Annotated in this window: 24 protein-coding genes and 1 riboswitch; of the genes, 12 read left to right on the forward strand and 12 right to left on the reverse strand. The window is 74.1% G+C overall.

Annotated features, from left to right (window positions below; all coding sequences use genetic code 11):
• Positions 1–20 precede the first annotated feature (20 nt).
• From ACF09C_RS10335 to ACF09C_RS10350, 4 genes are all read left to right on the forward strand, one after another.
• Positions 21–494: an RrF2 family transcriptional regulator gene (locus tag ACF09C_RS10335; RefSeq protein WP_392091394.1), complete on the forward strand. Its 474-nt coding sequence runs from the start codon at positions 21–23 to the stop codon at positions 492–494.
• A 68-nt stretch (positions 495–562) separates the two neighbouring features.
• Positions 563–1,798, forward strand: a complete 1,236-nt coding sequence (locus tag ACF09C_RS10340; RefSeq protein WP_392090911.1) for an MFS transporter — start codon at positions 563–565, stop codon at positions 1,796–1,798.
• The gene (locus ACF09C_RS10345; RefSeq protein ID WP_392090912.1) at positions 1,795–2,283 is read left to right on the forward strand and encodes a RidA family protein; all 489 of its coding nucleotides are present in this window, start codon (positions 1,795–1,797) and stop codon (positions 2,281–2,283) included. The genes ACF09C_RS10340 and ACF09C_RS10345 overlap by 4 nt, the downstream gene beginning before the upstream one ends.
• Before the next feature lie 82 nt (positions 2,284–2,365).
• The gene (locus ACF09C_RS10350; RefSeq protein ID WP_362415860.1) at positions 2,366–2,746 is read left to right on the forward strand and encodes a hypothetical protein; all 381 of its coding nucleotides are present in this window, start codon (positions 2,366–2,368) and stop codon (positions 2,744–2,746) included.
• 3 nt (positions 2,747–2,749) lie between these two features.
• On the opposite strand, the gene ACF09C_RS10355 is transcribed toward ACF09C_RS10350, so the two are convergent.
• Positions 2,750–3,298 carry a hypothetical protein gene (locus ACF09C_RS10355; protein ID WP_392090914.1) on the reverse strand — a complete coding sequence of 183 codons (549 nt, stop codon included), beginning with the start codon at positions 3,296–3,298 and terminating at the stop codon, positions 2,750–2,752.
• A 228-nt stretch (positions 3,299–3,526) separates the two neighbouring features.
• Between ACF09C_RS10355 and ACF09C_RS10360 the strand changes: the two genes are divergently transcribed.
• Together ACF09C_RS10360 and ACF09C_RS10365 are read left to right on the forward strand one after the other, a co-directional pair.
• A complete protein-coding gene (locus ACF09C_RS10360; RefSeq protein WP_392090915.1) occupies positions 3,527–4,495 on the forward strand; it encodes an ATP-binding cassette domain-containing protein in 969 nt (322 codons plus the stop codon).
• On the forward strand, positions 4,492–5,358 hold the full coding sequence (locus tag ACF09C_RS10365) for an ABC transporter permease (protein WP_392090917.1): 867 nt from the start codon (positions 4,492–4,494) through the stop codon (positions 5,356–5,358). The genes ACF09C_RS10360 and ACF09C_RS10365 overlap by 4 nt, the downstream gene beginning before the upstream one ends.
• Before the next feature lie 13 nt (positions 5,359–5,371).
• On the opposite strand, the gene ACF09C_RS10370 is transcribed toward ACF09C_RS10365, so the two are convergent.
• From ACF09C_RS10370 to ACF09C_RS10385, 4 genes are all read right to left on the reverse strand, one after another.
• Positions 5,372–5,743 carry a VOC family protein gene (locus ACF09C_RS10370; RefSeq protein ID WP_392090918.1) on the reverse strand — a complete coding sequence of 124 codons (372 nt, stop codon included), beginning with the start codon at positions 5,741–5,743 and terminating at the stop codon, positions 5,372–5,374.
• Positions 5,744–5,850: 107 nt separating this feature from the next.
• Positions 5,851–6,276 carry a universal stress protein gene (locus tag ACF09C_RS10375; RefSeq protein WP_392091395.1) on the reverse strand — a complete coding sequence of 142 codons (426 nt, stop codon included), beginning with the start codon at positions 6,274–6,276 and terminating at the stop codon, positions 5,851–5,853.
• 52 nt (positions 6,277–6,328) lie between these two features.
• On the reverse strand, positions 6,329–6,955 hold the full coding sequence (locus ACF09C_RS10380) for an FMN reductase (protein WP_392090919.1): 627 nt from the start codon (positions 6,953–6,955) through the stop codon (positions 6,329–6,331).
• A 3-nt stretch (positions 6,956–6,958) separates the two neighbouring features.
• Positions 6,959–8,065 (reverse strand): LLM class flavin-dependent oxidoreductase, encoded by a 1,107-nt coding sequence (locus ACF09C_RS10385; RefSeq protein WP_392090920.1) that lies wholly within the window; start codon positions 8,063–8,065, stop codon positions 6,959–6,961.
• A gap of 169 nt (positions 8,066–8,234) precedes the next feature.
• Between ACF09C_RS10385 and cbiE the strand changes: the two genes are divergently transcribed.
• Complete coding sequence (cbiE, locus tag ACF09C_RS10390) at positions 8,235–9,503, forward strand: precorrin-6y C5,15-methyltransferase (decarboxylating) subunit CbiE (protein WP_392090921.1); 1,269 nt, start codon at positions 8,235–8,237, stop codon at positions 9,501–9,503.
• Complete coding sequence (gene cobM / locus ACF09C_RS10395; protein WP_392090922.1) at positions 9,500–10,249, forward strand: precorrin-4 C(11)-methyltransferase; 750 nt, start codon at positions 9,500–9,502, stop codon at positions 10,247–10,249. The genes cbiE and cobM overlap by 4 nt, the downstream gene beginning before the upstream one ends.
• A gap of 67 nt (positions 10,250–10,316) precedes the next feature.
• On the opposite strand, the gene ACF09C_RS10400 is transcribed toward cobM, so the two are convergent.
• Positions 10,317–10,391, reverse strand: a complete 75-nt coding sequence (locus ACF09C_RS10400; protein ID WP_100661309.1) for a 50S ribosomal protein bL37 — start codon at positions 10,389–10,391, stop codon at positions 10,317–10,319.
• 96 nt (positions 10,392–10,487) lie between these two features.
• The gene (locus ACF09C_RS10405; RefSeq protein WP_392090923.1) at positions 10,488–11,618 is read right to left on the reverse strand and encodes a cobalt-precorrin-5B (C(1))-methyltransferase; all 1,131 of its coding nucleotides are present in this window, start codon (positions 11,616–11,618) and stop codon (positions 10,488–10,490) included.
• Positions 11,619–11,657: 39 nt separating this feature from the next.
• Here ACF09C_RS10405 and ACF09C_RS10410 point away from each other — a divergent pair, with 39 nt between their 5' ends.
• Positions 11,658–12,404 (forward strand): cobalt-precorrin-6A reductase, encoded by a 747-nt coding sequence (locus ACF09C_RS10410; RefSeq protein ID WP_392090924.1) that lies wholly within the window; start codon positions 11,658–11,660, stop codon positions 12,402–12,404.
• Positions 12,405–12,413: 9 nt separating this feature from the next.
• Here ACF09C_RS10410 and ACF09C_RS10415 read toward each other — a convergent pair whose 3' ends face one another.
• The 3 genes from ACF09C_RS10415 to ACF09C_RS10425 are packed head-to-tail and all read right to left on the reverse strand — an operon-like array spanning position 12,414 to position 15,852.
• Positions 12,414–13,925: a precorrin-2 C(20)-methyltransferase gene (locus ACF09C_RS10415; protein ID WP_392090925.1), complete on the reverse strand. Its 1,512-nt coding sequence runs from the start codon at positions 13,923–13,925 to the stop codon at positions 12,414–12,416.
• Positions 13,922–14,563, reverse strand: a complete 642-nt coding sequence (locus tag ACF09C_RS10420; RefSeq protein WP_392091396.1) for a precorrin-8X methylmutase — start codon at positions 14,561–14,563, stop codon at positions 13,922–13,924. Before ACF09C_RS10420 ends, ACF09C_RS10415 begins: the two co-directional genes overlap by 4 nt.
• Positions 14,564–14,577: 14 nt before the next feature.
• A complete protein-coding gene (locus ACF09C_RS10425) occupies positions 14,578–15,852 on the reverse strand; it encodes a cobalamin biosynthesis protein CobG (protein ID WP_392091397.1) in 1,275 nt (424 codons plus the stop codon).
• A 46-nt stretch (positions 15,853–15,898) separates the two neighbouring features.
• A riboswitch (cobalamin riboswitch) is annotated at positions 15,899–16,032 on the forward strand.
• A 76-nt stretch (positions 16,033–16,108) separates the two neighbouring features.
• Between ACF09C_RS10425 and cobN the strand changes: the two genes are divergently transcribed.
• Positions 16,109–19,711 carry a cobaltochelatase subunit CobN gene (cobN, locus tag ACF09C_RS10430; protein ID WP_392090926.1) on the forward strand — a complete coding sequence of 1,201 codons (3,603 nt, stop codon included), beginning with the start codon at positions 16,109–16,111 and terminating at the stop codon, positions 19,709–19,711.
• On the opposite strand, the gene abc-f is transcribed toward cobN, so the two are convergent.
• The gene (gene abc-f / locus ACF09C_RS10435; RefSeq protein WP_392090927.1) at positions 19,708–21,291 is read right to left on the reverse strand and encodes a ribosomal protection-like ABC-F family protein; all 1,584 of its coding nucleotides are present in this window, start codon (positions 21,289–21,291) and stop codon (positions 19,708–19,710) included. The two genes, cobN and abc-f, sit on opposite strands and share 4 nt — an antisense overlap.
• A gap of 204 nt (positions 21,292–21,495) precedes the next feature.
• Here abc-f and ACF09C_RS10440 point away from each other — a divergent pair, with 204 nt between their 5' ends.
• Positions 21,496–22,359 carry an alpha/beta fold hydrolase gene (locus ACF09C_RS10440; RefSeq protein WP_392090928.1) on the forward strand — a complete coding sequence of 288 codons (864 nt, stop codon included), beginning with the start codon at positions 21,496–21,498 and terminating at the stop codon, positions 22,357–22,359.
• 16 nt (positions 22,360–22,375) lie between these two features.
• Here the strand turns inward: ACF09C_RS10440 and ACF09C_RS10445 are convergent, their stop codons facing one another.
• Entirely contained in the window at positions 22,376–23,356 is a 981-nt protein-coding gene (locus ACF09C_RS10445) for a nucleoside hydrolase (RefSeq protein ID WP_392090929.1), read from the reverse strand.
• Between the two features lie 189 nt (positions 23,357–23,545).
• On the opposite strand from ACF09C_RS10445, the gene ACF09C_RS10450 reads away from it, so the two are divergent.
• The gene (locus ACF09C_RS10450; RefSeq protein ID WP_392090930.1) at positions 23,546–24,496 is read left to right on the forward strand and encodes a DUF1648 domain-containing protein; all 951 of its coding nucleotides are present in this window, start codon (positions 23,546–23,548) and stop codon (positions 24,494–24,496) included.
• Position 24,497: the final 1 nt, after the last annotated feature.

The raw sequence follows: 24,497 nt of genomic DNA on the forward strand, positions 1-24,497 counted from the left end.
CTAGTATCCAGAATATGAGGATGAACGAAGGCGTCGAGTGGGCGATGCACAGCTGCCTCAACCTGGCCTGGATCGGGCCGGAGCGGGCGGTGACGGCGGCGCGGCTCGCCGCGTACCACGAGCTGCCCGCGGCCTACCTCAACAAGCAGCTCCAGGCGCTCTCCCGGGCCGGGATCCTCAGCTCCACCTCCGGCCCGAAGGGGGGTTTCCGGTTGGCGCGACCGCTGGACCGGATCACCCTGATGGACGTCGTCGCGGCGATCGAGGGCCCGGAGGAGGCGTTCCGCTGCAGCGAGATCCGGCAGCAGGGTCCGGGCGCGGGCCCCGCGGACGGATACGCCGCCGAGTGCGCGATCGCGGGTGCGATGGGGGCGGCGGAGCTGGCCTGGCGCCGGGAGCTGGCGGCCCGGACGCTGGACGGCGTACGGGAGCAGGCGGAGCGTCAGGCGCCGGCGGCCCCGGACCGTATCCGCCGCTGGTTCGCGAACGTCTGAGCCGTCGTACGACGCGGAGTCGAGCCGACGCGTGGGGTGTCGGCCCTATCTTCAGGGGGTGATTCTGGATGTCAGATATCCAGATTAGGAGGAGTGGCGGAGCCCGCCGGACCGGGTCGGGACCGCTGCGGGTCGGTGCGGTCACGCTCGGCATCTTCACTGTCATGACGGCCGAGTTGCTCCCGGTCGGCCTGCTCACCCCGGTCGCGGCCGACCTCGGGGTCTCCGCCGGCACGGCGGGCCTGATGGTGACCGTGCCGGGTCTGGTGGCCGCCGTCTCGGCCCCGCTGATCGCGCTGCGCGCGGCCGGATACGACCGGCGGGCCGTCCTGGTCCTGCTGATGGCCCTGGTCGCCGCCGCGAACGTCGGGACCGCCCTGGCCGGGCACTTCGCGGTTGTCCTCGGCGCCAGGGCCCTGCTCGGGGTCGCCATCGGCGGCTTCTGGGCCCTCGCGGGCGGCCTCGCGCCCCGGCTCGTCCCGGCCGCCGGGGTGGGCAGGGCCACCGCCGTCATCTTCGGCGGGGTCTCGGCCGCGTCCGTACTCGGCGTACCGGCGGCCACGGCGGCGGCGGAATGGACCGGCTGGCGAGGGGCGTTCGCCGGGACGGGGGTGGTGGCGCTGCTGGCGACGGGGGCACTGGCGGCGCTCCTGCCCGCCCTGCCGGGAGCGGCTGCCGGCAGGCTCGCCGGCGGACGGACCGCCGGCGACCGGGGCGGACTGATCGCCGGGGCGCTCGACCTGCCGCGCCGTCACGTGCCCGTCCGCGTCGGCCTCCTGCTCACCCTCCTCCTCGTGACCGGCCACTTCCTCGCGTACTCCTTCGTGCGGCCCGTCCTCGCCGAACACGCCCATGTGCCCGAGCGGTTCCTCGGGCCGCTCCTCCTCGGCTACGGGATCGCGGGCGTCGCGGGGAACTTCCTCGCCGGGCCCCGGGCCGCCCGTTCCCCCGCCCGCACCCTCGCCGCCCTCGGCGCGGGACTGACCGTCGCGCTCCTGGCCCTCGCCCTCGCGGGCGGTACGCCCCCGGCCGGCGCGGCGCTGCTGATCCTGTGGGGGCTCGCGTACGGCGGGGTCTCCGTCGGTCTGCAGTCCTGGCTCATGGCCGTCGCCCCGCCCGAGGACCTGGAGACCGCGACGGCCCTCCAGGTCAGCGTCTTCTGCCTCTCCATCGCGCTCGGCGCCCTCCTCGGCGGGCTGATCACCGACGCGACCACGTTCACCGCGGTGCTCGCCACGGGCGCCGCGCTCACCCTGGCCGCCTGCCTGACGGCCGTACTCTCCGGAAGGAAGCACTCCCGATGAGCACCGACACCACCCCCGCCACGATCGACATCACCCCCGCCACGACCGGCACCACCCCCGCCACGACCGACTCCGCGCCCACCGACCGGCGCACCATCACCAACCCCGCGACCCTCCACGACCCGTCGCCCTTCGGCTACAGCCACGCCGTCTCCGCGCCCGGCGAACTCGTCTTCCTCGGCGGCCAGTACGCCTCCGACGAGACCGGATCACCCGTCCCCGGGGACTTCGCCGCGCAGGTCGAGCTGGCCTTCACCAACCTCCGGCTCGCCCTCGAAGGCGCCGGGCTCGGCTTCGAGCACGTCGTGCGCCTCGGCTCGTACATCGTCGATCACGACCTCGCCAAGCTGGAGGTGCTCGGCAAGGCGCTGCACGGCGCGTTCGGCGAGCGACTGCCCGCCCAGACGCTGAGCGGCGTCGCCGCCCTGGCGCTGCCCGGGATGCTCTTCGAGATCGACGCGGTCGCGGTGCGGCCCGCGGGCTGAGCCGCCCGGTTGCGCGGGCGGGCGCTCCGGGTGTGCCCTTGAGGGTGAGGGTGAGGGGGGCGAGAGCGAAGGAGCGCCTGCCATGGCCGCACACGCAGCGGTACCGACGCGACGGCAGCTGAGCACCCACGGCCTGGTCCTGCCGGTGACGCTGGGCCTCGCCTACGGCATCTACGCCGCCGCCATCCAGCGCTCCGGGGGCGTCATCACCTGGGGCCAGGTCCTGCTCGGCGTGGTCTCGGGCCTCGTCCTCGCGGGGGCGGTGTACGCGGTGCGCCAGTGGGGCCACGTGCTGCCCCGCGAACTGCACGCGGCGGCCTGGGCGGTGGTCGCCGGCTGCGCGATCGGCTTCCTGTTCAGCCTGTCCGGCGCGAGCATCCTGTCCGGGGTGATCCTCGGCCTGATCGTGGCGGCGGGCACCCTCGTCACCGCGTTCTACCTGCTCTACACGCACGAGCCCTAGGCCCTAGGCCCGGGTCCGTCGGCGGCGGCGGGAGTACGCCACCGCCACGGCGGCGAGCAGCGGGGCCCAGGCGGCCAGCGGGAGGTAGCAGACGAGGAAGAGGACCTCCTGGAACGTGCCCTCCGTGTGCCCGCCCGCCGCGTCCCGCCCGAGTCCGCTGACCGCCACGTACGTGTACCAGCCCGTCAGCGCGAAGAGCCCGGCCGCCCCGCCCAGTGCGGCGGCGGTCGCGCCGCGCCGGGAGACCGGCCGCCCGCCGAGCAGCGGCAGGCGGCGCGGGTGGACCTCGCCCCAGGAGCGGACCAGGCCGAGCGTCAGGAAGGCCAGCAGCTCGGCGACGACGGTCTCCGCCAGATCCCGGAGGGCAGGACGAGCAGCGGCACGGCGTGGGCGGCGACGGCGGCCCAGCGGGGCACGTCCGGCAGGGCGTCGATCCGGAGCGGCTGCTTGAGCGGTGACTTCTTGAGCGGTGACTTTTTGAGCGGTGACCTCTTGAGCAGTGAATTCGTCGGTGAGAGCGTCATGGGCGTCAGCGTGGCGTGCGGGTGCCATCCAGGGCGTCGGCCCGCCGGCCCGGCAGGCTCCCCCGCGCGGCGGAGGCGGCGCTCCTCCCACCCGCCCGACCGGCGCCGACGCCGTCTCGGACGGCGCTCCGGCCGCCCGGTCTGGCCACCGCGTACACGCGTTCCCCCTGGCATCCCGCGGGCAACCGTCGGAGACTGGTCGGAACGGGCCCGCACCCGGCAAGCGGGCCCGCATCCGGCAGCGGGAGGACAGCGCATGACCGACCTCGCCATCGAGACGGAGGGCCTGGTCAAGGTCTTCGGCACGAACCGTGCCGTCGACGGCATCGACCTCCGCGTACCGGCGGGCACGGTGTACGGCGTCCTCGGCCCCAACGGCGCCGGCAAGACGACGGCCGTCAAGATGCTCGCGACCCTGCTGCGCCCCGACGGCGGCCGGGCCCGGGTCTTCGGCAACGACGTCGTGAGGGACGCCGACACCGTGCGCGGGCGCGTCAGCCTCACCGGCCAGTACGCCTCCGTGGACGAGGACCTGACCGGCACCGAGAACCTCGTCCTGCTCGGCAGACTCCTCGGCCACACCCGCCCCGCCGCCCGCGAACGCTCCGCGCAGCTCCTGGAGGCGTTCGGGCTCGCGGAGGCGGCGGACAAGCAGATCAAGAACTACTCGGGCGGCATGCGGCGCCGGATCGACATCGCCGCGTCCATCCTGAACACCCCCGACCTGCTCTTCCTCGACGAACCGACGACCGGCCTCGACCCGCGCTCGCGCAACCAGGTCTGGGACATCGTCCGGGCGGTGGTCGCCCAGGGCACCACGGTCCTGCTCACCACCCAGTACCTGGACGAGGCCGACCAGCTGGCCTCCCGGATCGCCGTCATCGACCACGGCAAGGTGATCGCGGAGGGCACGAAGGGCGAGCTGAAGGCGTCCGTGGGCTCGGGCTCGGTGCACGTACGGCTCCGGGACCCCGAGCAGCGCCCGGAGGCCGAGCGGGTCCTCAAGGAGGCGCTGAAGGCCACCGTGCAGCTCGATCCGGACCCGGTCGCGCTCACCGCCACCGTGAACGGCCACGGCACGGATCTCGGCGCCGCGGAGCAGGCCGCCCGGGCGCTGTCCGAGCTGGCCCGCGCGGGCATCACGGTCGACAACTTCGGGCTCGGCCAGCCCAGCCTCGACGAGGTGTTCCTGGCGCTGACGGACAGGAAAGGAACGGCGGCATGACCACCGTCACCACCGGCAAGGACCCGCAAGGCCCCGACACCCTCGACTTCGTCGCCCCGAAGGCGGACGAGCTCGCGGCGCTGCTCGTCGGGCAGACCCGCCCGCCGCGCCCGAGCGCGCTCTCGGCCTCGCTGACCTTCGGCTGGCGGGCCATGCTGAAGATCAAGCACGTGCCGGAGCAGCTGTTCGACGTGACGGCGTTCCCGATCATGATGGTGCTGATGTACACGTACCTCTTCGGGGGCGCGCTGGCCGGATCGGCCTCGGCGTACATCCAGTTCCTGCTGCCGGGCATCCTCGTGATGAGCGTCGTGATGATCACGATGTACACGGGTGTATCGGTCAACACGGACATCGAGAAGGGCGTCTTCGACCGGTTCCGTACGCTGCCGATCTGGCGGCCCGCGCCGATGGTCGGCTATCTCCTCGGCGACGTCGTGCGCTATCTGATCGCCTCGGCGGTGATGCTCTCCGTCGGCATGATCATCGGCTACCGCCCGGAGGGCGGGGTGGTCGGCGTGCTGCTCGGGGTCGCGCTGCTGGTGGTCTTCTCGTTCGCGTTCTCGTGGATCTGGACCATGTTCGGGCTGTTGCTGCGCAGCGAGAAGTCGGTCATGGGCGTCAGCATGATGGTGATCTTCCCGCTGACGTTCCTGTCCAACGTCTTCGTCGACCCGAAGACGATGCCCGGCTGGCTGCAGGCCTTCGTGAACAACAGCCCGGTGACGCATCTGGCGACGGCGGTACGGGAGTTGATGGCCGGGAACTGGCCGGCGGCGGACATCGCCTGGTCGCTGGGCTGGTCGGCGGTGCTCGTTGTGGTCTTCGGCGCGATCACGATGCGGCTCTACAACCGCAAGTGAGCACCGGCCGCGGTCACTTGCCGCGCGGGGTGATCTGCTGGACCGCCCAGCGGTTGCCGTCGGGGTCGGCGAAGTAGACGAAGGAGCCCCACGGCTGGTCGTCGATGGCGGTGACCTCGACCCCGCGCCCGGACAGGTCGGCGTGGGCCGCCTCGATGTCGGAGACCACGACCTGCATGTTGTCGAGGGAGCCCGGCTTCATCTCGGTGATGCCCTTGCCGAACGCGATCGAGCAGGCCGAGCCCGGCGGGGTCATCTGGACGAAGCGGATGTCCTCGTTGACCGTCACGTCGTGGTCGGCGTGGAAGCCGACCTTCTCGTAGAAGGCCTTGGCCCGGTCGATGTCGGTGACGGGCACGCCGATCAGTTCGAGCTTGATGTCCATGAGGGCATCATGCGCCCGCCGGGCGCCCGCCGCACGGCAAACCCGTCACTCGCCGCACGGCAACCCGGCACTCGGCGAACCGCGAACCCGTCACTCGGCCCGGCGTCTCACTCGCCCCGGACCACGACCACCGGACACGGCGCGTGCTGGGTCACATGGGTGGAGACGGAGCCCAGGACCGCCGCCTTGAAGCCCGCGTACCCGCGGTCGCCGACGACCAGCAGGGACGCGCCCGGGGCCTGGTCGAGCAGGGCCTGGGCCGGGTTGCCGCCGACGACCGTGCGAGTGACCGTGGCCGCGACGGCCGGGGCGAGCGCCTCGGCCAGGGACTGGTCCAGGATCTCCTTGGCGAGCCGCTCCGGGTCGAACTCCGGCGGCACTCCGGGCATGAGCGTCGCCCAGGACGCCGGGTACTCCCAACTGGACACCACCTGGAGCTCGTCCCCGGTGAGGGCGGCCTGCCCGGCCGCCCACCGCAGCGCCTTGAGGGACGGTTCCGAACCGTCGACGCCCACCACGATCCTGCCGGCCATGTCGGTCTCCGTTCGCTGGATCACGCATTCGCCCCCAACGTAACAAAGACGCTCAATCCAGGCGCAGGTCGGCGAGCTGTCGCTCGAAGGGGACGACCTCGTCGTCGTCCGCCGCGCCCGCCGGGCCCCTGGCCGCGACCAGGTCGGCGAGTTCGTGCCCGGCCCGGGCGATCCGGGACGGCAGGCCGTCCGTCCACTCGTCGCCGCCCGAACCCCAGTCCTCCGAGGCCGCGTAGACGGCCGTCGGGACGACGAGGGCCCGCAGATAGGCGAAGAGCGGGCGCAGCGCGTGGTCGAGGACGAGCGAGTGCCGGGCCGTGCCGCCGGTCGCGCCGATCAGCACCGGCCTGCCGGTCAGCGCGGCCGGGTCGATCAGGTCGAAGAAGGACTTGAACAGGCCGCTGTACGAGGCGGTGAAGACGGGCGTCACCGCGATCACCCCGTCGGCGCCGGTCACCGCGTCGATCGCCGCCTGGAGCTGCCCGGAGGGGAAGCCGCTCACGAAGTTCTTCGCGATGTCGACGGCGAGGTCGCGCAGTTCGACCACCTGGACCTCGACGACGTACTCCTGCTCGACCAGCCGCTGCTCGGCGGCCTTGGCGAGCCGGTCGGCGAGCAGCCGGGTGGAGGAGGGCGCGCTGAGTCCGGCGGACACGGCGACCAGCTTCAGGGTCTGCATGGCTCATGCCTCCTGGTTCTGCTGCGATGCCTGCTGGGCGGCCTTCTGCTGGACGGAGGGGTGGAGCGGGGCGGTCTCCGGGACGCCGGCGGGCCGCAGGTTGGCGAACTCCTTGCGCAGCACCGGGACGACCTCCTCGCCGAGGATGTCGAGCTGCTCCAGGACGGTCTTCAGGGGCAGGCCGGCGTGGTCGACCAGGAAGAGCTGGCGCTGGTAGTCGCCGACGTAGTCGCGGAAGGAGAGGGTGCGCTCGATGACCTCCTGCGGGGAGCCGACGGTCAGCGGGGTCTCGCGGGTGAACTCCTCCAGGGAGGGGCCGTGGCCGTAGACCGGCGCGTTGTCGAAGTACGGGCGGAACTCCCGTACGGCGTCCTGGGAGTTCTTCCGCATGAAGATCTGGCCGCCGAGGCCGACGATGGCCTGCTCGGGGGTGCCGTGGCCGTAGTGGGCGTAGCGCTGGCGGTAGAGGCGGACCATCTTCTCGGTGTGCTGCTTGGGCCAGAAGATGTGGTTGGCGAAGAAGCCGTCGCCGTAGTACGCGGCCTGCTCGGCGATCTCGGGGGAGCGGATCGAGCCGTGCCAGACGAACGGCGGGACGCCGTCCAGCGGGCGGGGCGTGGCGGTGAAGCCCTGGAGGGCGGTGCGGAACTTGCCCTCCCAGTCGACCACGTCCTCCCTCCACAGCCTGTGGAGGAGCGCGTAGTTCTCGATGGCGAGCGGGATGCCCTGGCGGATGTCCTGGCCGAACCACGGGTAGACGGGGCCGGTGTTGCCGCGCCCCATCATCAGGTCCACGCGGCCGTCGGCGAGGTGCTGGAGGGTCGCGTAGTCCTCGGCGATCTTCACCGGGTCGTTGGTGGTGATCAGCGTGGTGGAGGTGGAGAGGATCAGGTTCTCGGTCCGCGCGGCGATGTGCCCGAGGAGGGTGGTCGGGGAGGACGGCACGAAGGGCGGGTTGTGGTGCTCGCCGGTCGCGAAGACGTCGAGCCCGACCTCTTCCGCCTTGAGCGCGATGGCGACGGTGTTCTTGATCCGCTCGTGCTCGGTCTGGGTGCGGCCGGTGGTGGGGTCGGTCGTCACGTCGCCGACGGTGAAGATCCCGAACTGCATCGTGCTCACCTCTCGCTGGGGTGCCTTCTCGGGGCTGATGGTTGAATCTTAAACCATCACGCTCAGCCGTGCACCCGGTTGCCGTATTCCGGGTGCGTCACGTTACCGGATAGTTATCCGCTTCACCGCCTCGGATGGCGCTGGACGGCCTCCCGTAGAGTTCGCCGACGTGAGCACCAGCACCGTTCCTCCGGCCGCGATATCCGTCGTCGGGATCGGCGCGGACGGCTGGGACGGCCTTCCCGCGCGGTCCCGCCGCGTCCTCGGCGCCGCCGAGGTCCTGATCGGAGGCGTCCGGCAGCTCGATCTGCTGCCCGCCGACGAGTGCCCCGGCGAGCGGATCGCCTGGCCCTCGCCGCTGCGGCCCGCCGTGCCGGGCCTCCTCGCCGCCCACGAGGGCCGTGCCGTGGCCGTCCTCGCCAGCGGGGACCCCACCTTCTACGGGATCGGGCGCACCCTCGCCGAGACGGTCGGCGCCGAGCGCCTGGACGTCCTGCCGCACCCCTCCTCCGTCTCGTACGCCTGCGCCCGCCTGGGCTGGGCCGGGGAGACCGTGGAGACCGTCTCGCTGGTGGGCCGGCCCCTCGCGGGGCTCTCCGCCGCCCTGCACGACGGCCGCCGGCTCCTCGTCCTCAGCGCGGACGGCTCGACCCCGGGCGAGGTCGCGGGCCTGCTGCGGGAGAAGGGCTTCGGAGGCACCCGGATGCGGGTACTGGAACAGCTCGGCTCGGACCGCGAGCGGACGGTCGACGCGACGGCGGAGACCTGGCCGCGGACGGGGTCGGCGGACCCCCTGAACGTGCCGGTGGACCCCCTGAACGTGATCGCCCTCGACCTCGTCCGCTCCCCCGACGCGCCGCGGCTCGGCGCCGTACCGGGTCTGCCGGACGAGGCGTACGAGCACGACGGCCAGCTCACCAAGCGCTACGTCCGCGCGGCGACGCTCGCCGCGCTCGCGCCCGCGCCCGGGGAGCTGCTCTGGGACATCGGCGGCGGCTCGGGCTCGATCGGCATCGAGTGGATGCGGACGCACCGCTCCTGCCGGGCGGTGGCGGTGGAGAAGAACCCGGCGCGGGCGGCGCGGATCGCCCGCAACGCGGAGGCGCTCGGCGTCCCGGCGCTGCGGGTGGTGACGGCGGCGGCCCCGGACGGCCTCGCGGCCCTCCCGACCCCCGACGCGATCTTCGTCGGCGGCGGTCTGACCGCCCCCGGCCTGCTCGAAGCCTGCTGGGCGGCGCTGCCCGCGGGCGGGAGGCTGGTCGCGAACACCGTGACCCTGGAGTCCGAGGCGCTGCTCGCGCGCTGGTACGGCGAGCACGGCGGGGAGCTGGTCAGGCTCGCCGTCGCCCAGGCCGTCCCGGTGGGCGGTTTCACCGGCTGGCGGCAGGCGATGCCGGTCACGCAGTGGTCCGTAACGAAAGCAGGAGCTGGAGCATGACCGTCTACTTCATCGGCGCGGGCCCGGGTGCGGCCGACCTGATCACGCTGCGCGGCGCCCGGGCGCTGGCCTCCTGCGGGGTGTGCCTGTACGCGGGCTCCCTGGTCCCGCGCGAGCTGCTCGCCGAGTGCCCGCCGGACGCGCGCCTGGTGGACACGGCGGACCTGGACCTGGACCGGATCGAGGCCGAGTTCGTCCGCGCCCACGAGGCGGGCCAGGACGTGGCGCGGCTGCACTCGGGCGACCCGTCCGTCTTCAGCGCGGTCGCGGAGCAGATGCGGCGGCTCGACGCGCGGGGCATCCCGTACGAGGTCGTGCCGGGCGTCCCCGCCTTCGCGGCGGCCGCGGCGGCCCTCAAGCGGGAGCTGACCGTTCCGACGGTGGGCCAGACGGTGATCCTGACCCGGATCGCCCAGCAGGCCACCCCGATGCCGGAGGGCGAGGACCTGGCGACCCTCGGCCGCAGCGGCGCCCTCCTCGTCCTCCACCTGGCGGCCCGCTACGTCGACCGGGTCGTCGCCGAACTCACCCCGCACTACGGCGCCGACTGCCCGGCGGCGGTCGTGGCGATGGCCAGCCGCCCGGACGAGGTCGTGCTGCGGGGCACCCTGGCGGACATCGCGGACCAGACGAAGGCGGCCGGCATCACGAAGACGGCGGTGATCCTGGTCGGCCGCACCCTCGCGGCCTCCCAGTTCCGCGACAGCCACCTCTACGACCCGGCCCGCGACCGCCACACCTGCTGACACCGGAGCGGACACAAGAAGGCCGGGCCCCGCGGGGGACCCGGCCCGGTTCGGTCATCGCCACAGCTCAGGCGTTGGGCCGCTTGCCGTGGTTGGCCTTCTTCTTCTTACGGGCCCGCCTCTTGTTGCCGCGCTTCGCCATGGGACTCCCTCTCGGACGGGGCTTTGTCCTGGTAAGCCTAGATTCGGGTAGCGGGCGTCGCATCCGGTGGAAGGCGGCTCCGGGAGCCCTGCGGGCTCAGCCCGCCCGCGAAGGCCCCGCCGGCGTCGAGCGGCCCACGACCGTGCCCGCGCGGTCGATGCAGATGACGTCCACGGTGACCGGGGCGCCGCGCAGGACCGTGAGGGACTCGTCGCGGGCGTGGGCGGCGACCAGGTCGCCGAGGGGGACGCCGGCGGACTCGCAGAGGCGCAGGGCCGCGAGGCCCGTGTTGGCCGCCGCGATCTCCGCGGCCAGGGCGTCGCTCGCGCCGCCCGTGCGGGCCAGGTCGGCGAGGAAGGCCTTGTCGACCTGGGAGCGGGCGGAGTGGAGGTCCAGGTGGCCCGCGGCCAGCTTGGAGAGCTTCGCGAAGCCGCCGCAGATCGTCAGGCGGTCCACGGGGTGGCGGCGGATGTACTTCAGGACCGCGCCCGCGAAGTCGCCCATGTCGAGCAGGGCGATCTCCGGCAGGTCGTAGAGCGTCGCCACCGTCTTCTCCGAGGTGGAGCCGGTGCAGCCCGCCACGTGGCGGAGGCCCGCCGCGCGGGCCACGTCCACGCCCCGGCGGATAGAGTCGATCCACGCCGAGCACGAGTAGGGGACGACCACGCCCGTCGTGCCGAGGATCGACAGACCGCCGAGGATCCCGATCCGCGGGTTCCACGTCGAGCGGGCGATCTCCTCGCCGTGGTCGACGGAGACCGTGATCTCCACGTCGCCGCCGCCCCCGTGCGCCGCCGCCACCTCCGCCACGTGGTCGCGCATCATCTGCCGCGGTACCGGGTTGATCGCCGGCTCGCCGACCTCCAGGGGCAGGCCGGGCAGCGTGACCGTACCGACGCCGGGACCGGCCCGGAAGACGACGCCGGAACCGGCCGGCAGCAGCCGGACCGTCGAGCGGATCAGCGCGCCGTGCGTGACGTCCGGGTCGTCGCCCGCGTCCTTCACCACCGCCGCCATCGCCGCGCCGCCGGCCAGCTCCTCCGCCGCGAGCGCGAACGCCGGACGCTGGCCCTTCGGCAGAGTGATCGTCACCGGGTCGGGGAAGTCGCCGGTGAGCAGCGCCGTGTACGCGGCCGTCGTCGCCGCCGTCGCGCAGGCGCCGGTCGTCCAGCCGGGCCGCAGACCGGTGTGCTTGAGTTGGGCGTCTCGCCCGCCGCCCGCACTCACGAAAGGACCCCCGTGGCTTCCGTGACTCCCGTGGCTCCCGTGCACGTACTCATTCTCGGCGGGACCAGCGAGGCCCGCGCCCTCGCCGAGCGCCTGCACGGCACGGACGGCGGCACGGTACGCGTCACCAGCTCCCTCGCCGGCCGCGTCGCCGCGCCCCGGCTGCCCGCCGGTGAGGTCCGGATCGGCGGGTTCGGCGGCGTGGACGGGCTCGTGGCCTGGGTGCGCGAGCACCACGTGGACGCGGTCATCGACGCCACCCATCCCTTCGCGGAGACCATCAGCTTCAACGCGGCCGGGGCGGCCGCCACCGCCCATGTTCCCCTGCTGGCCCTGCGCCGCCCCGGCTGGGTCCCGGAGGCCGGGGACGACTGGCACCCGGTCGGCTCCCTGGCCGAGGCGGCGCGCGCCCTGGACGGGCTCGGGGACCGGGTGTTCCTGACGACCGGGCGCATGGGGCTCGCGGCCTTCGCCGACTGCCCGCAGTGGTTCCTGGTCCGCTCCGTCGACCCGCCCGAGCCCCCGATGCCCGCCCGCACCGAAGTCCTCCTGGACCGCGGCCCGTTCACCCTCGACGGCGAGCGCGAGGTCCTCCGCTCGCACCGTATCGACGTCCTCGTCACCAAGGACAGCGGCGGCGCCGCGACCGCCCCCAAGCTCCGGGCCGCCCGCGAGTCCGGCGTCCCGGTGGTCGTCGTCCGCCGCCCGCCCGTCCCCGAGGGCGTGGAAACGGCCGCCGCCGTGACGGAGGCGGCCGCCTGGGTCCGTGGGCGGGCGGAGGCCTGACCTGACCCGTCACGCCTCCGGGTAGCGCCGGGGCGTCCAGGCGATCGTGCGGCCGTCGGCGCGCTCCACCGCCCGCGTCTGCGACGAGCCGACAAGGAGCAGCGTGCGCATGTCGACCTCGCTCGGCTCCAGGGTCTTCAGGGTCACCACCCGCACCGATTCCTCCGGGCCGCCGACGTCCCGCGCGACGACCACAGGCGTCTCGGGCGAGCGGAGTTCGAGCAGCAGCTCACGGGCGGCCGCCACCTGGTGCGTACGGGACTTGGAGCCCGGGTTGTACAGCGCCAGGACCAGGTCCGCCTCGGCCGCCGCGCGCAGCCGGGCCGCGATGACCTCCCAGGGCTTGAGCCGGTCGGAGAGCGAGATCGTGGCGTAGTCGTGGCCGAGCGGGGCGCCCGCCGCGGCAGCCGCCGCGTTCGCGGCCGTCACCCCCGGCAGGACCCGTACCGGCACGTCCGCGTAGGCGGGGTCGCAGGCCACCTCCAGGACCGCCGTCGCCATGGCGAAGACACCCGGGTCGCCGCCCGAGACGACCGCGACCCGCCGCCCGCGCCGGGCCAGGTCGAGCGCGAACTCGGCGCGCTCGGACTCGACCTTGTTGTCCGAGCCGTGCCGCCGCTGCCCGGGCCGCAGCACCGGGACCCGGTCGAGGTACGTGGTGTAGCCGACGAGGTCGTCGGCGTTGACGAGCGCGCCGCGCGACTCGGGCGTCAGCCAGGGCGCGCCCGCCGGTCCCGTGCCGACGACCACGACCTCGCCCCGCTCCCGTACCGGCGGGGCCTGGTCGATCCGGGAGGGCAGCACGGCCACCGAGAAGTACGGGACCGTCTCCGGGTCCACGTCCGCCAGGGTCCCGGTCCGCTCGCCCGCCATGAACGCCCGCTCCACGTACCGCGCGTCCTCGAGCCGGCCCGCCCGCTCCAGGGCGCGCCGCACGGTCGGGAACGTCCGGCCGAGCTTCATCACGACCGCCGAGTCGGTGCCCGCGAGCCGGGCCGTCAGCTCGTCCTCGGGAAGCGTGCCGGGGATGATCGTCAGGACCTCCTCGGCCTCGCACAGCGGCTCCCCGAGCCGGGCGGCGGCGGCGCTGACCGAGGTCACCCCGGGGATGACCGTGGTGTCGTAGCGGTCCGCGAGCCGCTTGTGCATGTGCTGGTACGAGCCGTAGAAGAGCGGGTCGCCCTCGGCGAGCACGGCGACCGTGCGACCGGCGTCCAGGTGCGCGGCGAGCCGGGCGGCGGCCTCCGCGTAGAAGTCGTCGAGCGCGCCCCGGTAGCCGCCGGGGTGGTCCGTGGTCTCGACCGTGAGCGGGTACATCAGCCGCTCCTCGATCTGGTCGGCCCGGATGTGCTCGGCCGCTATCGAGCGGGCGATGGACCGGCCGTGCCGGGCCGAGTGGTACGCGATCACGTCGGCGGAGGCGATGGCCCTGACCGCCGCGAGGGTGAGCAGCTCCGGGTCGCCGGGCCCGAGGCCGACCCCGTACAGCTTGCCTGTGGTGGGCGTGGGGGGCGTGCTCATGCCTGGATCTCCGCTTCGTGGGCGAGGGCGTTGATCGCCGCGGCGGTCATGGCGCTGCCGCCGCGCCGGCCGCGGACGACGAGGTAGTCGAGTCCGAGGGTCCGGGCCCGGTCGGCGAGGGCGTCCTTGGACTCGGCGGCGCCGATGAAGCCGACGGGTATGCCGAGGACGGCGGCGGGCTTCCCGGCGCCCTTGGCGACCATCTCCAGGAGGTGGAAGAGCGCGGTGGGCGCGTTGCCGATGGCGACGACGGAGCCTTCGAGGCGGTCGCGCCAGAGTTCGAGGGCGGCGGCGCTGCGGGTGGTGCCGAGTTCGGCGGCGAGCGCGGGCACGGACGGGTCGGAGAGCGTGCAGACGACCTCGTTGTCGGCGGGCAGCCGCCTGCGGGTGACGCCGCTGGCGACCATCTGCGCGTCGCAGAGGATCGGCGCGCCCGCGCGCAGGGCGGCGCGGGCCCGGGAGACGACCTGCGGGGAGTACGCGAGGTCGGCGACCAGGTCGGTCATCCCGCAGGCGTGGATCATGCGGACGGCGACCTGGGCGACGTCGGCGGGCAGACCCGCGAGGTCCGCCTCGGCGCGGATCGTGGCAAAGGACTGGCGGTAGATCTCCGTGCCGTCCTTCTCGTAGTCGAACATCCTGCTGCTCTCGCTCATCTCGTGTTTGCTGTGGGGACGCGGGCCGCCGCGACGGCGTCGGGCAGGGCGGTACGGGGGGTGGGGACGCCGTTCACCAGGTACGTGCCGTCGCCGGTGGCGAGGACGTCGACCCAGGCGCCGTGCGGGTGGCCGCAGCGCCGCTCGCACCCGGAGAAGTACACGGGCAGCCCGCCGGAACGGTGGCCGCTGCCCGGGGTGGCGTCGGCGCGCACGTCCGCGAGGGACTTCGCGCAGCCGGGGCGCCCGGTGCAGGCGCCGACCCCGGCCCAGGGGGAGCGCGGGTCGGTGACGAGACCGTGGGCGTCGAGCTCGCGCAGCCGGGTCGCGACGGCGCCGGGGCCCGCGAGGCCGGTGACGACGGCCCCGCGCCAGGGTGTGAGCCGCACCTCGCCGCCGCTCGCGGCGAGCGCCCGCAGCTGGCCTGCGGTCAGCCGCCCGAGGGGCGCGAGCACGTGCAGGGCGGTCGCGCCGAGGGGCCCGGGGGCGGGCGGCCCGGCGTGCGGCTCCGCGTGCGGCGGTTCCGCCGCGGTTACGGGCTCCGACACGATCCCGGCGCCCGCGAGCGCGCCGGCCACGTCCGGCTTGTGGCCCTCCGGAAGCTCCCGTACGCGCCAGGCGCCGTTCCCGGCGGCGCGGGCGGCGTCCAGGAAGGCCCCTGCGGCGGCGAGCGCGGCACGGGGCGCGTCGGCGGCGCCGACCCGGACGTCCCGGCCGCCCACCCGCATCCGTACCGACGGGCCTTCTGCGATCAACGTCACATCTCCGCCGAGCCCCGCCACATCGCCCCGCCCGTCGTCCAGGGCGAAGAGGAACCGGCCGGACAGGGCCGCCGTCCACGGCCGCGCGCACAGCAGCGCGTCCAGCTCGCGGGCCCACAACTGCACGTCTCCGTGGCCGAGTCCGTCGAGTCCGGCCGCCGGGGAGGCCACGATGTTCCGGACCCGCTCATGGGTCTCGGAGGGCAGCAGCCCGGCGCCCGAGAGCCGCCCCGCCAGCTCCGCCCCGCAGCCCTCGCCGAGCCCGCGCAGCTCCAGGTTCCCCCGGGACGTGACACTGACCCGCCCGTCCCCGAGCTCCTCGGCCACCGAGGCCAGGGTAAGTACCTGACGTGCCGTCAACAACCCTGCGGGCAGTCGCAGTCGGGCCAGCCGCCCGTCGTCGGCGGCGTGCAGTCGAAGCGCCCCGGGGCAGGCGTCACCACGGTCCCGTACGGGCGGTTCGCCCGGGTTGGGTGGAGTGGGTGGGGTGGGCGGCATGGCGGCGAGCATACCCACGACGCCGACGGGCCAGACCGGCCCGGCGGACGCACGATCTACTATGCAGATCGGCATGGGGTCCCAGGACCCCGGGGAGGAAGCCCGGTGAGAATCCGGCGCGGTCCCGCCACTGTGAGCCGGGCCCCGGAAGGGTCCCGGTGAGTCAGGAACTCCCTTCCCCAAGCTCTCGGCTTCGCTCGAGCAGGGGAGGCCCCAACCCACACGACCACCCGGGGCGCGGACAACCCCGAGGAAGGCCTGCGCACGCATGCGAATTCTGTTGCTGTCGCACTCCGACACCGACCTGCTCAGCGCCCGCGCGGCCGGCGGTCCGGTCGCCTACCGGTTCGCCAATCCCTCCCGGCTCGCCCCGGACGACCTGCCCGGACTCCTCGACGAGGCCGACCTCGTCGTCGTCCGCCTGCTCGGCGGCCTGCGGGCCTGGGAGGACGGCCTGACGGCCGTGCGCGCGGCGGGGAAGCCGGTCGTCGTGCTCTCCGGCGAACAGGCCCCCGACGCCCAGCTCATGGAGGCTTCCACCGTCCCCGTCGGCGTCGCCACCGAGGCCCACGCCTACCTCGCGCACGGCGGCCCGGCCAACCTGGAGCAGCTGGCCCGGTTCCTCGCCGACACCGTGCTGCTGACCGGCCACGGCTTCGAGGCCCCGGCCGCCGCGCCCACCTGGGGCCCGCTGGAGCGCACGGCCCGGACGACCGAGGGCCCGACCGTCGCGGTGCTCTACTACCGCGCCCACCACATGAGCGGGAACACCGCCTTCGTCGACGCCCTCTGCTCGGCGATCGAGGACGCGGGCGCCCGCGCCCTGCCGCTCTACGTCGCCTCGCTGCGCGCCCCCGAGCCCGAGCTGATCGAGACGCTGCAGCGCGCGGACGCGATCGTCACGACCGTCCTCGCCGCCGGTGGCACGAAGCCCGCCGAGGCGCAGGCCGGCGGCGACGAGGACGCCTGGGACGCGGGCGCGCTCGCCGCCCTCGACGTACCGATCCTGCAGGCGCTCTGCCTCACCGGCTCCCGGGCCGCCTGGGAGGAGAACGACGAGGGGCTCTCCCCGCTGGACGCGGCCAGCCAGGTCGCCGTGCCCGAGTTCGACGGCCGCCTGATCACCGTGCCGTTCTCCTTCAAGGAGATCGACGAGGACGGGCTCCCCGCCTACGTCGCCGACGCCGAGCGGGCCTCCCGCGTCGCCGGGATCGCGGTCCGCCACGCCCGCCTGCGGCACATCCCGAACGCGGAGAAGAAGCTCGCGCTCGTCCTCTCCGCGTACCCGACGAAGCACTCCCGGATCGGCAACGCGGTCGGCCTGGACACCCCCGCCTCCGCCGTCGCGCTGCTGCGGCGGCTGATCGCCGAGGGGTACGACTTCGGGGCCGAGGCCGACATCCCGGGGCTCGTCTCCGGCGACGGCGACGAGCTGATCTACGCCCTGATCGAGGCCGGCGGCCACGACCAGGACTGGCTGACCGAGGAGCAGCTGGCCAAGAACCCGGTCCGCATCCCGGCCGCCGACTACAAGCGCTGGTACGCGCAGCTCCCCGCCGAGCTGCGGGAGGCCGTGGAGGAGCACTGGGGCCCCGCGCCCGGCGAGATGTTCCTCGACCGCTCCCGCAACCCGGAGGGCGACATCGTCCTCGCCGCGCTGCGCCGCGGGAACCTGCTGATCCTCATCCAGCCGCCGCGCGGCTTCGGCGAGAACCCGATCGCGATCTACCACGACCCCGATCTCCCGCCGTCCCACCACTACCTGGCCGCCTACCGCTGGATCGCGGCGCGCGCCGAGGACGGCGGCTTCGGGGCGGACGCGATGGTCCACCTCGGCAAGCACGGCAACCTGGAGTGGCTGCCCGGCAAGAACGCGGGCCTGTCGGCCGCGTGCGGCCCGGACGCGGCGCTCGGTGACATCCCGCTGGTCTACCCGTTCCTCGTCAACGACCCGGGTGAGGGCACGCAGGCCAAGCGGCGCGTGCACGCCACGCTCGTCGACCACCTGGTGCCGCCGATGGCCCGCGCCGACTCGTACGGCGACATCGCGCGCCTGGAGCAGCTGCTCGACGAGTACGCGCAGATCTCCTCCATGGACCCGTCGAAGCTGCCCGCGATCCGGGCGCAGATCTGGACGCTGATCCAGGCGGCCAAGCTCGACCACGACCTGGGGATGGAGGACCGCCCCGAGGACGACGGCTTCGACGACTTCCTGCTGCACGTCGACGGCTGGCTCTGCGAGGTCAAGGACGCCCAGATCCGCGACGGTCTGCACGTCCTTGGCGGGGCACCGACCGGGCCCGAGCGGGTCAACCTGGTCCTGTCGATCCTGCGCGCCCGGCAGATCTGGGGTGGTACGCAGGCCCTGCCGGGTCTGCGCGAGGCGCTCGGCCTGGACGAGTCGGCCGCGACCCGGACCACCGCCGACGAGGCGGAGGCGACGGCCCGCGCGCTGGTCGAGGCGATGGAGGCGGCCGACTGGTCCGTGGACGCGGTCGCGGAGGTCGCCGCCGCGCACGGCCCCGACGTGGCGGCCGTGCTCCGGTTCGCCGCCGAGCAGGTCGTGCCGCGCCTCGCCGCGACCACCGACGAACTCGCCCACGCCGTGCACGCGCTGAACGGCGGCTTCGTGCCCGCCGGCCCCTCGGGCTCGCCGCTCCGGGGCCTGGTCAACGTCCTGCCGACCGGCCGGAACTTCTACTCCGTCGACCCCAAGGCCGTCCCCTCGCGTCTCGCGTGGGAGACCGGCCAGGCGCTCGCCGACTCGCTCCTGGAGCGCTACCGCTCCGACAACGGAGAATGGCCGACCTCCGTCGGCCTCTCCCTGTGGGGTACGAGCGCGATGCGCACGGCCGGCGACGACGTCGCCGAGGCGCTCGCCCTCCTGGGCGTCCGCCCCACCTGGGACGACGCCTCGCGCCGGGTGAACGGTCTGGAGCCGATCCCGCTCGCCGAGCTGGGCCGCCCGCGCGTCGACGTCACGCTGCGCATCTCGGGCTTCTTCCGGGACGCGTTCCCGCACGTCATCGGGCTCCTCGACGACGCCGTACGGCTCGCCGCCGCGCTGGACGAGCCGGCCGAGGACAACTACGTACGGGCGCACGCGCAGGCCGACCTGGCCGAGCACGGCGACGAGCGGCGCGCGACCACCCGGATCTTCGGTTCGCGGCCGGGCACGTACGGCGCGGGCATCCTCCAGCTGATCGACTCGCGCGACTGGCGGACGGACGCGGACCTCGCCGAGGTGTACACGGTCTGGGGCGGCTACGCCTACGGCCGCGGTCTCGAAGGCCGCCCGGCGCGGGCCGAGATGGAGACGGCGTACAAGCGGATCGCGGTCGCGGCGAAGAACACGGACACCCGCGAGCACGACATCGCCGACTCCGACGACTACTTCCAGTACCACGGCGGCATGGTGGCGACGGTCCGCGCGCTCACGGGCACCGCGCCCGAGGCGTACATCGGCGACTCCACCCGCCCGGAGACCGTCCGCACCCGGACGCTGGTCGAGGAGACCTCGCGGGTCTTCCGGGCCCGGGTGGTCAACCCCAAGTGGATCGAGGCGATGCGCCGCCACGGCTACAAGGGCGCGTTCGAGCTGGCGGCGACGGTCGACTACCTCTTCGGCTACGACGCGACGACCGGCGTGGTCGCCGACTGGATGTACGACAAGCTGACCGAGACGTACGTCCTCGACCCGGAGAACCAGGCCTTCCTGAAGGAGGCCAACCCCTGGGCCCTGCACGGCATCGCGGAGCGCCTCCTGGAGGCCGAGTCGCGCGGCATGTGGGAGAAGCCGGACCCCGAGACCCTGGCCGCCCTGCGCCAGGTGTTCCTGGAGTCGGAGGGCGACCTGGAGGGCGACGACTAGCGCGTCACCAGGGCTTCCGGGGCCAGTTCGAGGCGGCGGCCCCGGAAGCCGGTCCGGATCCTGCGGTCGTGGGTGACGATCACAAGGGTGCCGGGATAGTGGGCGAGCGCGGCCTCCATCTCCTCCACCAGGCCGGGGGCGAGGTGGTTGGTCGGTTCGTCGAGGAGGAGCAGGTCCACCGGGCGGGTGACCAGGCGGGCCAGTTCCAGCTTCCGTCGCTGGCCGGTGGACAACTCCCGTACGGGTACGGCCAGGTCGGCGGCCGCGAAGAGCCCGAGCCGGAGCAGCTCGTCCTCCCGGCCCGCCCCGATGGCCTCCGCCACGGTGCGCGGGTCGTCGGGCAGGGCGGTGTCCTGGCGGAGCGTCCCGACCCGGCGCGGGGCCGTCACCGTGCCGCTGTCCGGGGCGAGTTCGCCCGCGAGGACCTTGAGCAGCGTGGACTTGCCGGCGCCGTTGGGGCCGGTGACGAGGAGCCGCTCGCCGGGCGCCAGGTGCAGGGAGTCCAGCGCGAGGCGGCCCGCCACGCGTACGTCGGTCAGGGCGACCGGGCCCGCCGCCGCGCCTTCGAAGGCGGCCGTGAACCGCAGCGGTTCCGGGGGCGCGGCCACCGGGTGCTCGGTGAGCCGGTGCAGTTTCTCGCGGGCGGCCCGGATCCTGCTCATCGCGCCGTGCGCCCGTGACCGGGCCCGGAAGGCGCCCGCCCCGCTGAAGGCGGCCGGGGCCTTGCGCGGGATGGCGGAGAAGCGGTCGATGGTCGCGTCGGCGAGGGCCGAGTACCGGGCGAGTTCCGCCCGCCACTCCTCGTACTCCCGCTCCCAGCGGGCCCGTTCGGCGGCGCGGCCGGTGAGGTAGCCGTCGTAGCCGTTGCCGTACCGGCGTACGGTCCGCAGCTCGTGGTCGACCTCCAGGACGGCGGTGGTGACCCGGTCGAGGAAGGCCCGGTCGTGGGTGACCGCGACGACGGTGCCGCGGTGGGCACGCAGCCGCTCCTCCAGCCAGGTCACGGCCTCGTCGTCGAGGTCGTTGGTCGGCTCGTCGAGGAGGAGCAGTTCGGGGTCTGCGGCGAGCGTGGCGGCGAGCGCGAGGCGGGAGCGCTGTCCGCCGGAGAGCGTGGAGAGCCGGCGGTCCAGGTCGAGCGGCGCGCGCTCGCCGAGCTGCCGCAGCGTGGTCTCGACGCGCCGGTCGGCGTCCCGGCCGCCGCGTGCCTCGTACGCGGCGAGGAGTGCCGCGTAGCCGTCGAGGTCCCCGGTGCGGTCGAGGGCCGCCTCGGCCGCGCGGATGGCCCGCTCCAGCTCCCGTACGTCGGCGAGCGCGAGGTCGACGGCGTCGCCGACGGTGGCCGTGCCCGGGAGGTCCAGGGTCTGGGCGAGGTGGCCGAGGCCGCCGGGGGCCTCGACGGTGACGGTGCCGTTGTCGGGCCGCTCCAGTCCGGCGAGGAGCCGGAGGAGGGTGGACTTGCCGGAGCCGTTGTCGCCGACGACGCCGACGCGCTCGCCGGGCCGGACGGTGAGGGAGACCCGGTCGAGGACCAGCCGGTCGTCGTAGCGCTTGGTGACGTCGGTGAGATGGACACGGAACAAGAGCGACTCCTGTCGTCGACGATCTGATCTGCGAGACGAGACGTCTCGTCTCGATGTGAAGATTGTAGGACGCCTGGAGCGATTGCGCAAGACGCTGCGTCTCGTCTCGTCCCGTCTTGGGGGAAGTCGTCGCAGGAGCGATGAGTTTCGCCTCCGCCGGCCGTCTACCCCTTCGAACCGAGAGAGACCAGAGGAGAAGGAACCATGGCCGAGATCGACACCCGCACGCTCGACGCGACCGGTGCCACCCTGAGCTACGACATCCGTCCCGGCGAGCCGACGACCGCCCCGCTGCTCCTGGTCGGTTCGCCCATGGACGCGACCGGTTTCACCACGCTGGCCTCCCACTTCACCGACCGCACCGTCGTCACCTACGACCCCAGGGGCGTCGCCCGCAGCCCCCGCACCGACGGCGCCGCCGAGACGACGCCCGCCGAGCACGCCGACGACCTGCGCCGGGTCATCGAGGCGCTCGGCACCGGCCCGGTGGACGTCTTCGCCAGCAGCGGCGGCGCGGTCAACGCGCTCGAACTCGTCGCCCGCCACGGCGACCTCGTGCGCACCCTCGTCGCCCACGAGCCGCCGGCCGTGGGGGTGCTCCCGGACCGGGATCCGGCCCTCGCGGCCTGCCTGGACGTCCGCGAGACGTACCTGCGCGAGGGTATGGGGCCCGCGATGGCCAAGTTCCTCGTCCTCACCAGCCGCAAGGGCGAGATCCCGGCGGACTGGGCCGACGAGCCCGCCCCCTCGCCCGCCGCGTTCGGTCTGCCGACCGAGGACGACGGCTCGCGCGACGACGCGCTGCTCGGCCAGAACATGCGCACCTGCACCGGCTACGTACCCGACTTCGAGGCGCTCCGCGCCGCGCCGGCCCGTGTGGTCGTCGCCGTGGGCGCCGAGTCGGAGGGCGAACTCGCCCACCGCGCGGGCGTGGAGGTGGCCGCGGGCCTGGGCACCGAGCCCGCCGTCTTCCCCAGCAACCACGGCGGCTTCCTGGGCGGCGAGTACGGCCAGCAGGGCGCCCCGACGGAGTTCGCGAAGGCCCTGCGCGAGGTGCTGGAGGGCTGAGCGGACCCTGGTCGTGTCAGGGCGTGTCCGGCGGACCCTCGGCCGGCTCGCCCAAGACACGTACGGCGTCGATGATCAGCTCCCAGAAGCCCGGCACGTCGACCTCCATCCCCACCTCCGCGTTGGCCGGCCGGCCCGTCACCCCGTGCAGGTCCACGACCGTGGCGCCCCGGGTGTGCGTGCCGGTCAGCTCGACCGAGACCGCCGCCCGCACGAGGCTGATCAGGGACGGGTCGATCAGGTGCGCCACGGTGAGCGGATCGTGCAGGGGAGGCGTGTCGAAGCCGAACACCTCCCGGTAGGTCCCGGCGAAGTACGTCAGCAGCTGGACGCAGAGCCGGGCGAGCGGGGTGCCGAGCGCCGCGATCCGGGCGACGACCTCGGGCGTCGCCCGGGCCTGGTGCGTGGCGTTCAGCCCGAACATCGTGACCGGCAGCCCGCTGGAGAAGACGATGTCGGCGGCCTCCGGGTCGCAGAGCATGTTGAACTCCGCGGCCGGGGTGGTGTTCCCGCGTCCGGTCGAGCCGCCCATGAGCACGATCCGCTCGATCCGGGGGGTCAGCTCCGGGTGGGCGAGCAGGAACGTGGCGATGTTGCTGAGCGGCCCGGTCGGGACGAGCGTCACCGGCGCCGGGTGCGCGAGGAGGGTGTCCCGGATCAGGGTCAGGGCGTCGCGCGGGTCCTGCGGGACGTCGGGTTCGCCCTCGCCGAAGCCGGGGCCGTCGAGCCCCGAGCCGCCGTGGATGTCCGCGGCGACGCGCGGCTCCCGGTCCGGTCCGCCGCGCAGCGGCCGGTCCCGGCCGGCCGCGATCGGCACCCCGTGGATCCCGGCGACGGCGCAGACGCGGCGGGCGTTCAGCGTGGTCTTCTCGACCGTCTGATTGCCCGCCACGGTGGTGATGGCGAGGAGCTCGACGGCCGGGTGGGCGGCGGCGAGCAGGATGTTGAACGCGTCGTCGTGACCGGGATCGCAGTCGAGGATCACGGGTACGGGCATGGTCCCACCGTCCCACAGCCGCGGCCGGCCGTCACGGGCGCGAGGGCACGTCCCGCGCCGCCGCGTCCACGTTCCCGAGCCTCGGCGGCAGCGATAACCGGTGGGAACGCCAGGCGTCCTGAGCGTCGAACCACCCCTTACAGGCATTGTTCTAGTAGAGTGCAAACAACTTGTCCTCTGGGGGATTCCATGAACCGTGTCCCGACCCATGTCTCGACCCGTCTGCGCGCCTTCGCGGCGCTGCCGTTCCTGCTCGTGATCGCCGCCCACCTGACCGTCCTCGGCCTCACCGCCGACCGGCTGCCCGATCCGCTCGCGACGCACTTCGCGGCCGACGGCCGCGCCGACGGCTGGACCGGTCCGACGGCCTTCCTCCTCCTCAGCTCGGGGCTGCTCGCCGGCCTCGGCGTCGGCTGGACCGCGCTCGTCCGGCGCCCCGCGCTCTGGGGCGCCTGGCTGACCGCCGGTGCCACCGGGGCCCTGATGCTCCTGCTCGTCCGGGACAACCTCGATGTCACCGACTCGGCCGAGGTGGTCTCCCCGCTCGCCAACCTCACGGTCGCGGCGGGCGCGGGCGGGGTCGCCGCGCTCGTGGGCTGGGCGTTGACCCGCCTCGTCCCGGCGGAGCAGGCGCCCGAGGCGAGGGAGGGCGTGGGCGGGGAGACCCTGCCGCTCGGTCCTGGCGAGGTCGCCGGCTGGTCGCGCGCCACGGGCTCGCGCCCCATGACCGTCGCGGGCGCGGTCCTGGTCGCGGCGGCCCCGGTGGCCGCGCTCCCGGCGCCCTGGCCCGTCGCGCTCGTCCTCGGCGCCGCCGGGCTGCTCGTCCTCTCCCTGTCCCGGCTCCGGGTCACCGTCGACCGGCGCGGCCTCACCGTCCGCAGCGCCCTCACGCCCTGGCCGCGCCTGGCCGTCCCGCTCGACGAGGTCGCGGGCGCGAGCGCCCGGGAGATCGACGCCCTCACGGAGTTCGGCGGCTGGGGCTACCGGGTGCGCGCCCACCGCACGGGCCTGGTCCTGCGCTCGGGGGAGGCCCTCGTCGTACGGCGGGAGAGCGGCCGGGAGTTCGCGGTCACCGTCTCCGACGCGCGCACGGCCGCCGCCCTGTTGAACACCCTGGCCGAACGGCGTGGGAGGGTCTGAC

It is taken from the genome of Streptomyces sp. NPDC014870 (assembly GCF_043081505.1).
Lineage (GTDB): Bacteria > Actinomycetota > Actinomycetes > Streptomycetales > Streptomycetaceae > Streptomyces.

Bases quoted from the DNA above. Each gene is read 5' to 3' on its own strand.
- ACF09C_RS10420 (WP_392091396.1), bottom strand. From the start codon at position 14,563: ATGTTCGACTACGAGAAGGACGGCACGGAGATCTACCGCCAGTCCTTT.
- ACF09C_RS10355 (WP_392090914.1), bottom strand. From the start codon at position 3,298: ATGGCACCCGCACGCCACGCTGACGCCCATGACGCTCTCACCGACGAA.
- cobM (WP_392090922.1), top strand. From the start codon at position 9,500: ATGACCGTCTACTTCATCGGCGCGGGCCCGGGTGCGGCCGACCTGATC.
- ACF09C_RS10345 (WP_392090912.1), top strand. From the start codon at position 1,795: ATGAGCACCGACACCACCCCCGCCACGATCGACATCACCCCCGCCACG.
- ACF09C_RS10385 (WP_392090920.1), bottom strand. From the start codon at position 8,065: ATGCAGTTCGGGATCTTCACCGTCGGCGACGTGACGACCGACCCCACC.
- ACF09C_RS10415 (WP_392090925.1), bottom strand. From the start codon at position 13,925: ATGAGCACGCCCCCCACGCCCACCACAGGCAAGCTGTACGGGGTCGGC.
- ACF09C_RS10340 (WP_392090911.1), top strand. From the start codon at position 563: ATGTCAGATATCCAGATTAGGAGGAGTGGCGGAGCCCGCCGGACCGGG.
- ACF09C_RS10370 (WP_392090918.1), bottom strand. From the start codon at position 5,743: ATGGACATCAAGCTCGAACTGATCGGCGTGCCCGTCACCGACATCGAC.
- cobN (WP_392090926.1), top strand. From the start codon at position 16,109: ATGCGAATTCTGTTGCTGTCGCACTCCGACACCGACCTGCTCAGCGCC.
- ACF09C_RS10440 (WP_392090928.1), top strand. From the start codon at position 21,496: ATGGCCGAGATCGACACCCGCACGCTCGACGCGACCGGTGCCACCCTG.
- ACF09C_RS10360 (WP_392090915.1), top strand. From the start codon at position 3,527: ATGACCGACCTCGCCATCGAGACGGAGGGCCTGGTCAAGGTCTTCGGC.
- ACF09C_RS10425 (WP_392091397.1), bottom strand. From the start codon at position 15,852: ATGCTCGCCGCCATGCCGCCCACCCCACCCACTCCACCCAACCCGGGC.
- ACF09C_RS10450 (WP_392090930.1), top strand. From the start codon at position 23,546: ATGAACCGTGTCCCGACCCATGTCTCGACCCGTCTGCGCGCCTTCGCG.
- ACF09C_RS10350 (WP_362415860.1), top strand. From the start codon at position 2,366: ATGGCCGCACACGCAGCGGTACCGACGCGACGGCAGCTGAGCACCCAC.
- ACF09C_RS10335 (WP_392091394.1), top strand. From the start codon at position 21: ATGAACGAAGGCGTCGAGTGGGCGATGCACAGCTGCCTCAACCTGGCC.
- ACF09C_RS10445 (WP_392090929.1), bottom strand. From the start codon at position 23,356: ATGCCCGTACCCGTGATCCTCGACTGCGATCCCGGTCACGACGACGCG.
- ACF09C_RS10380 (WP_392090919.1), bottom strand. From the start codon at position 6,955: ATGCAGACCCTGAAGCTGGTCGCCGTGTCCGCCGGACTCAGCGCGCCC.
- ACF09C_RS10365 (WP_392090917.1), top strand. From the start codon at position 4,492: ATGACCACCGTCACCACCGGCAAGGACCCGCAAGGCCCCGACACCCTC.
- ACF09C_RS10375 (WP_392091395.1), bottom strand. From the start codon at position 6,276: ATGGCCGGCAGGATCGTGGTGGGCGTCGACGGTTCGGAACCGTCCCTC.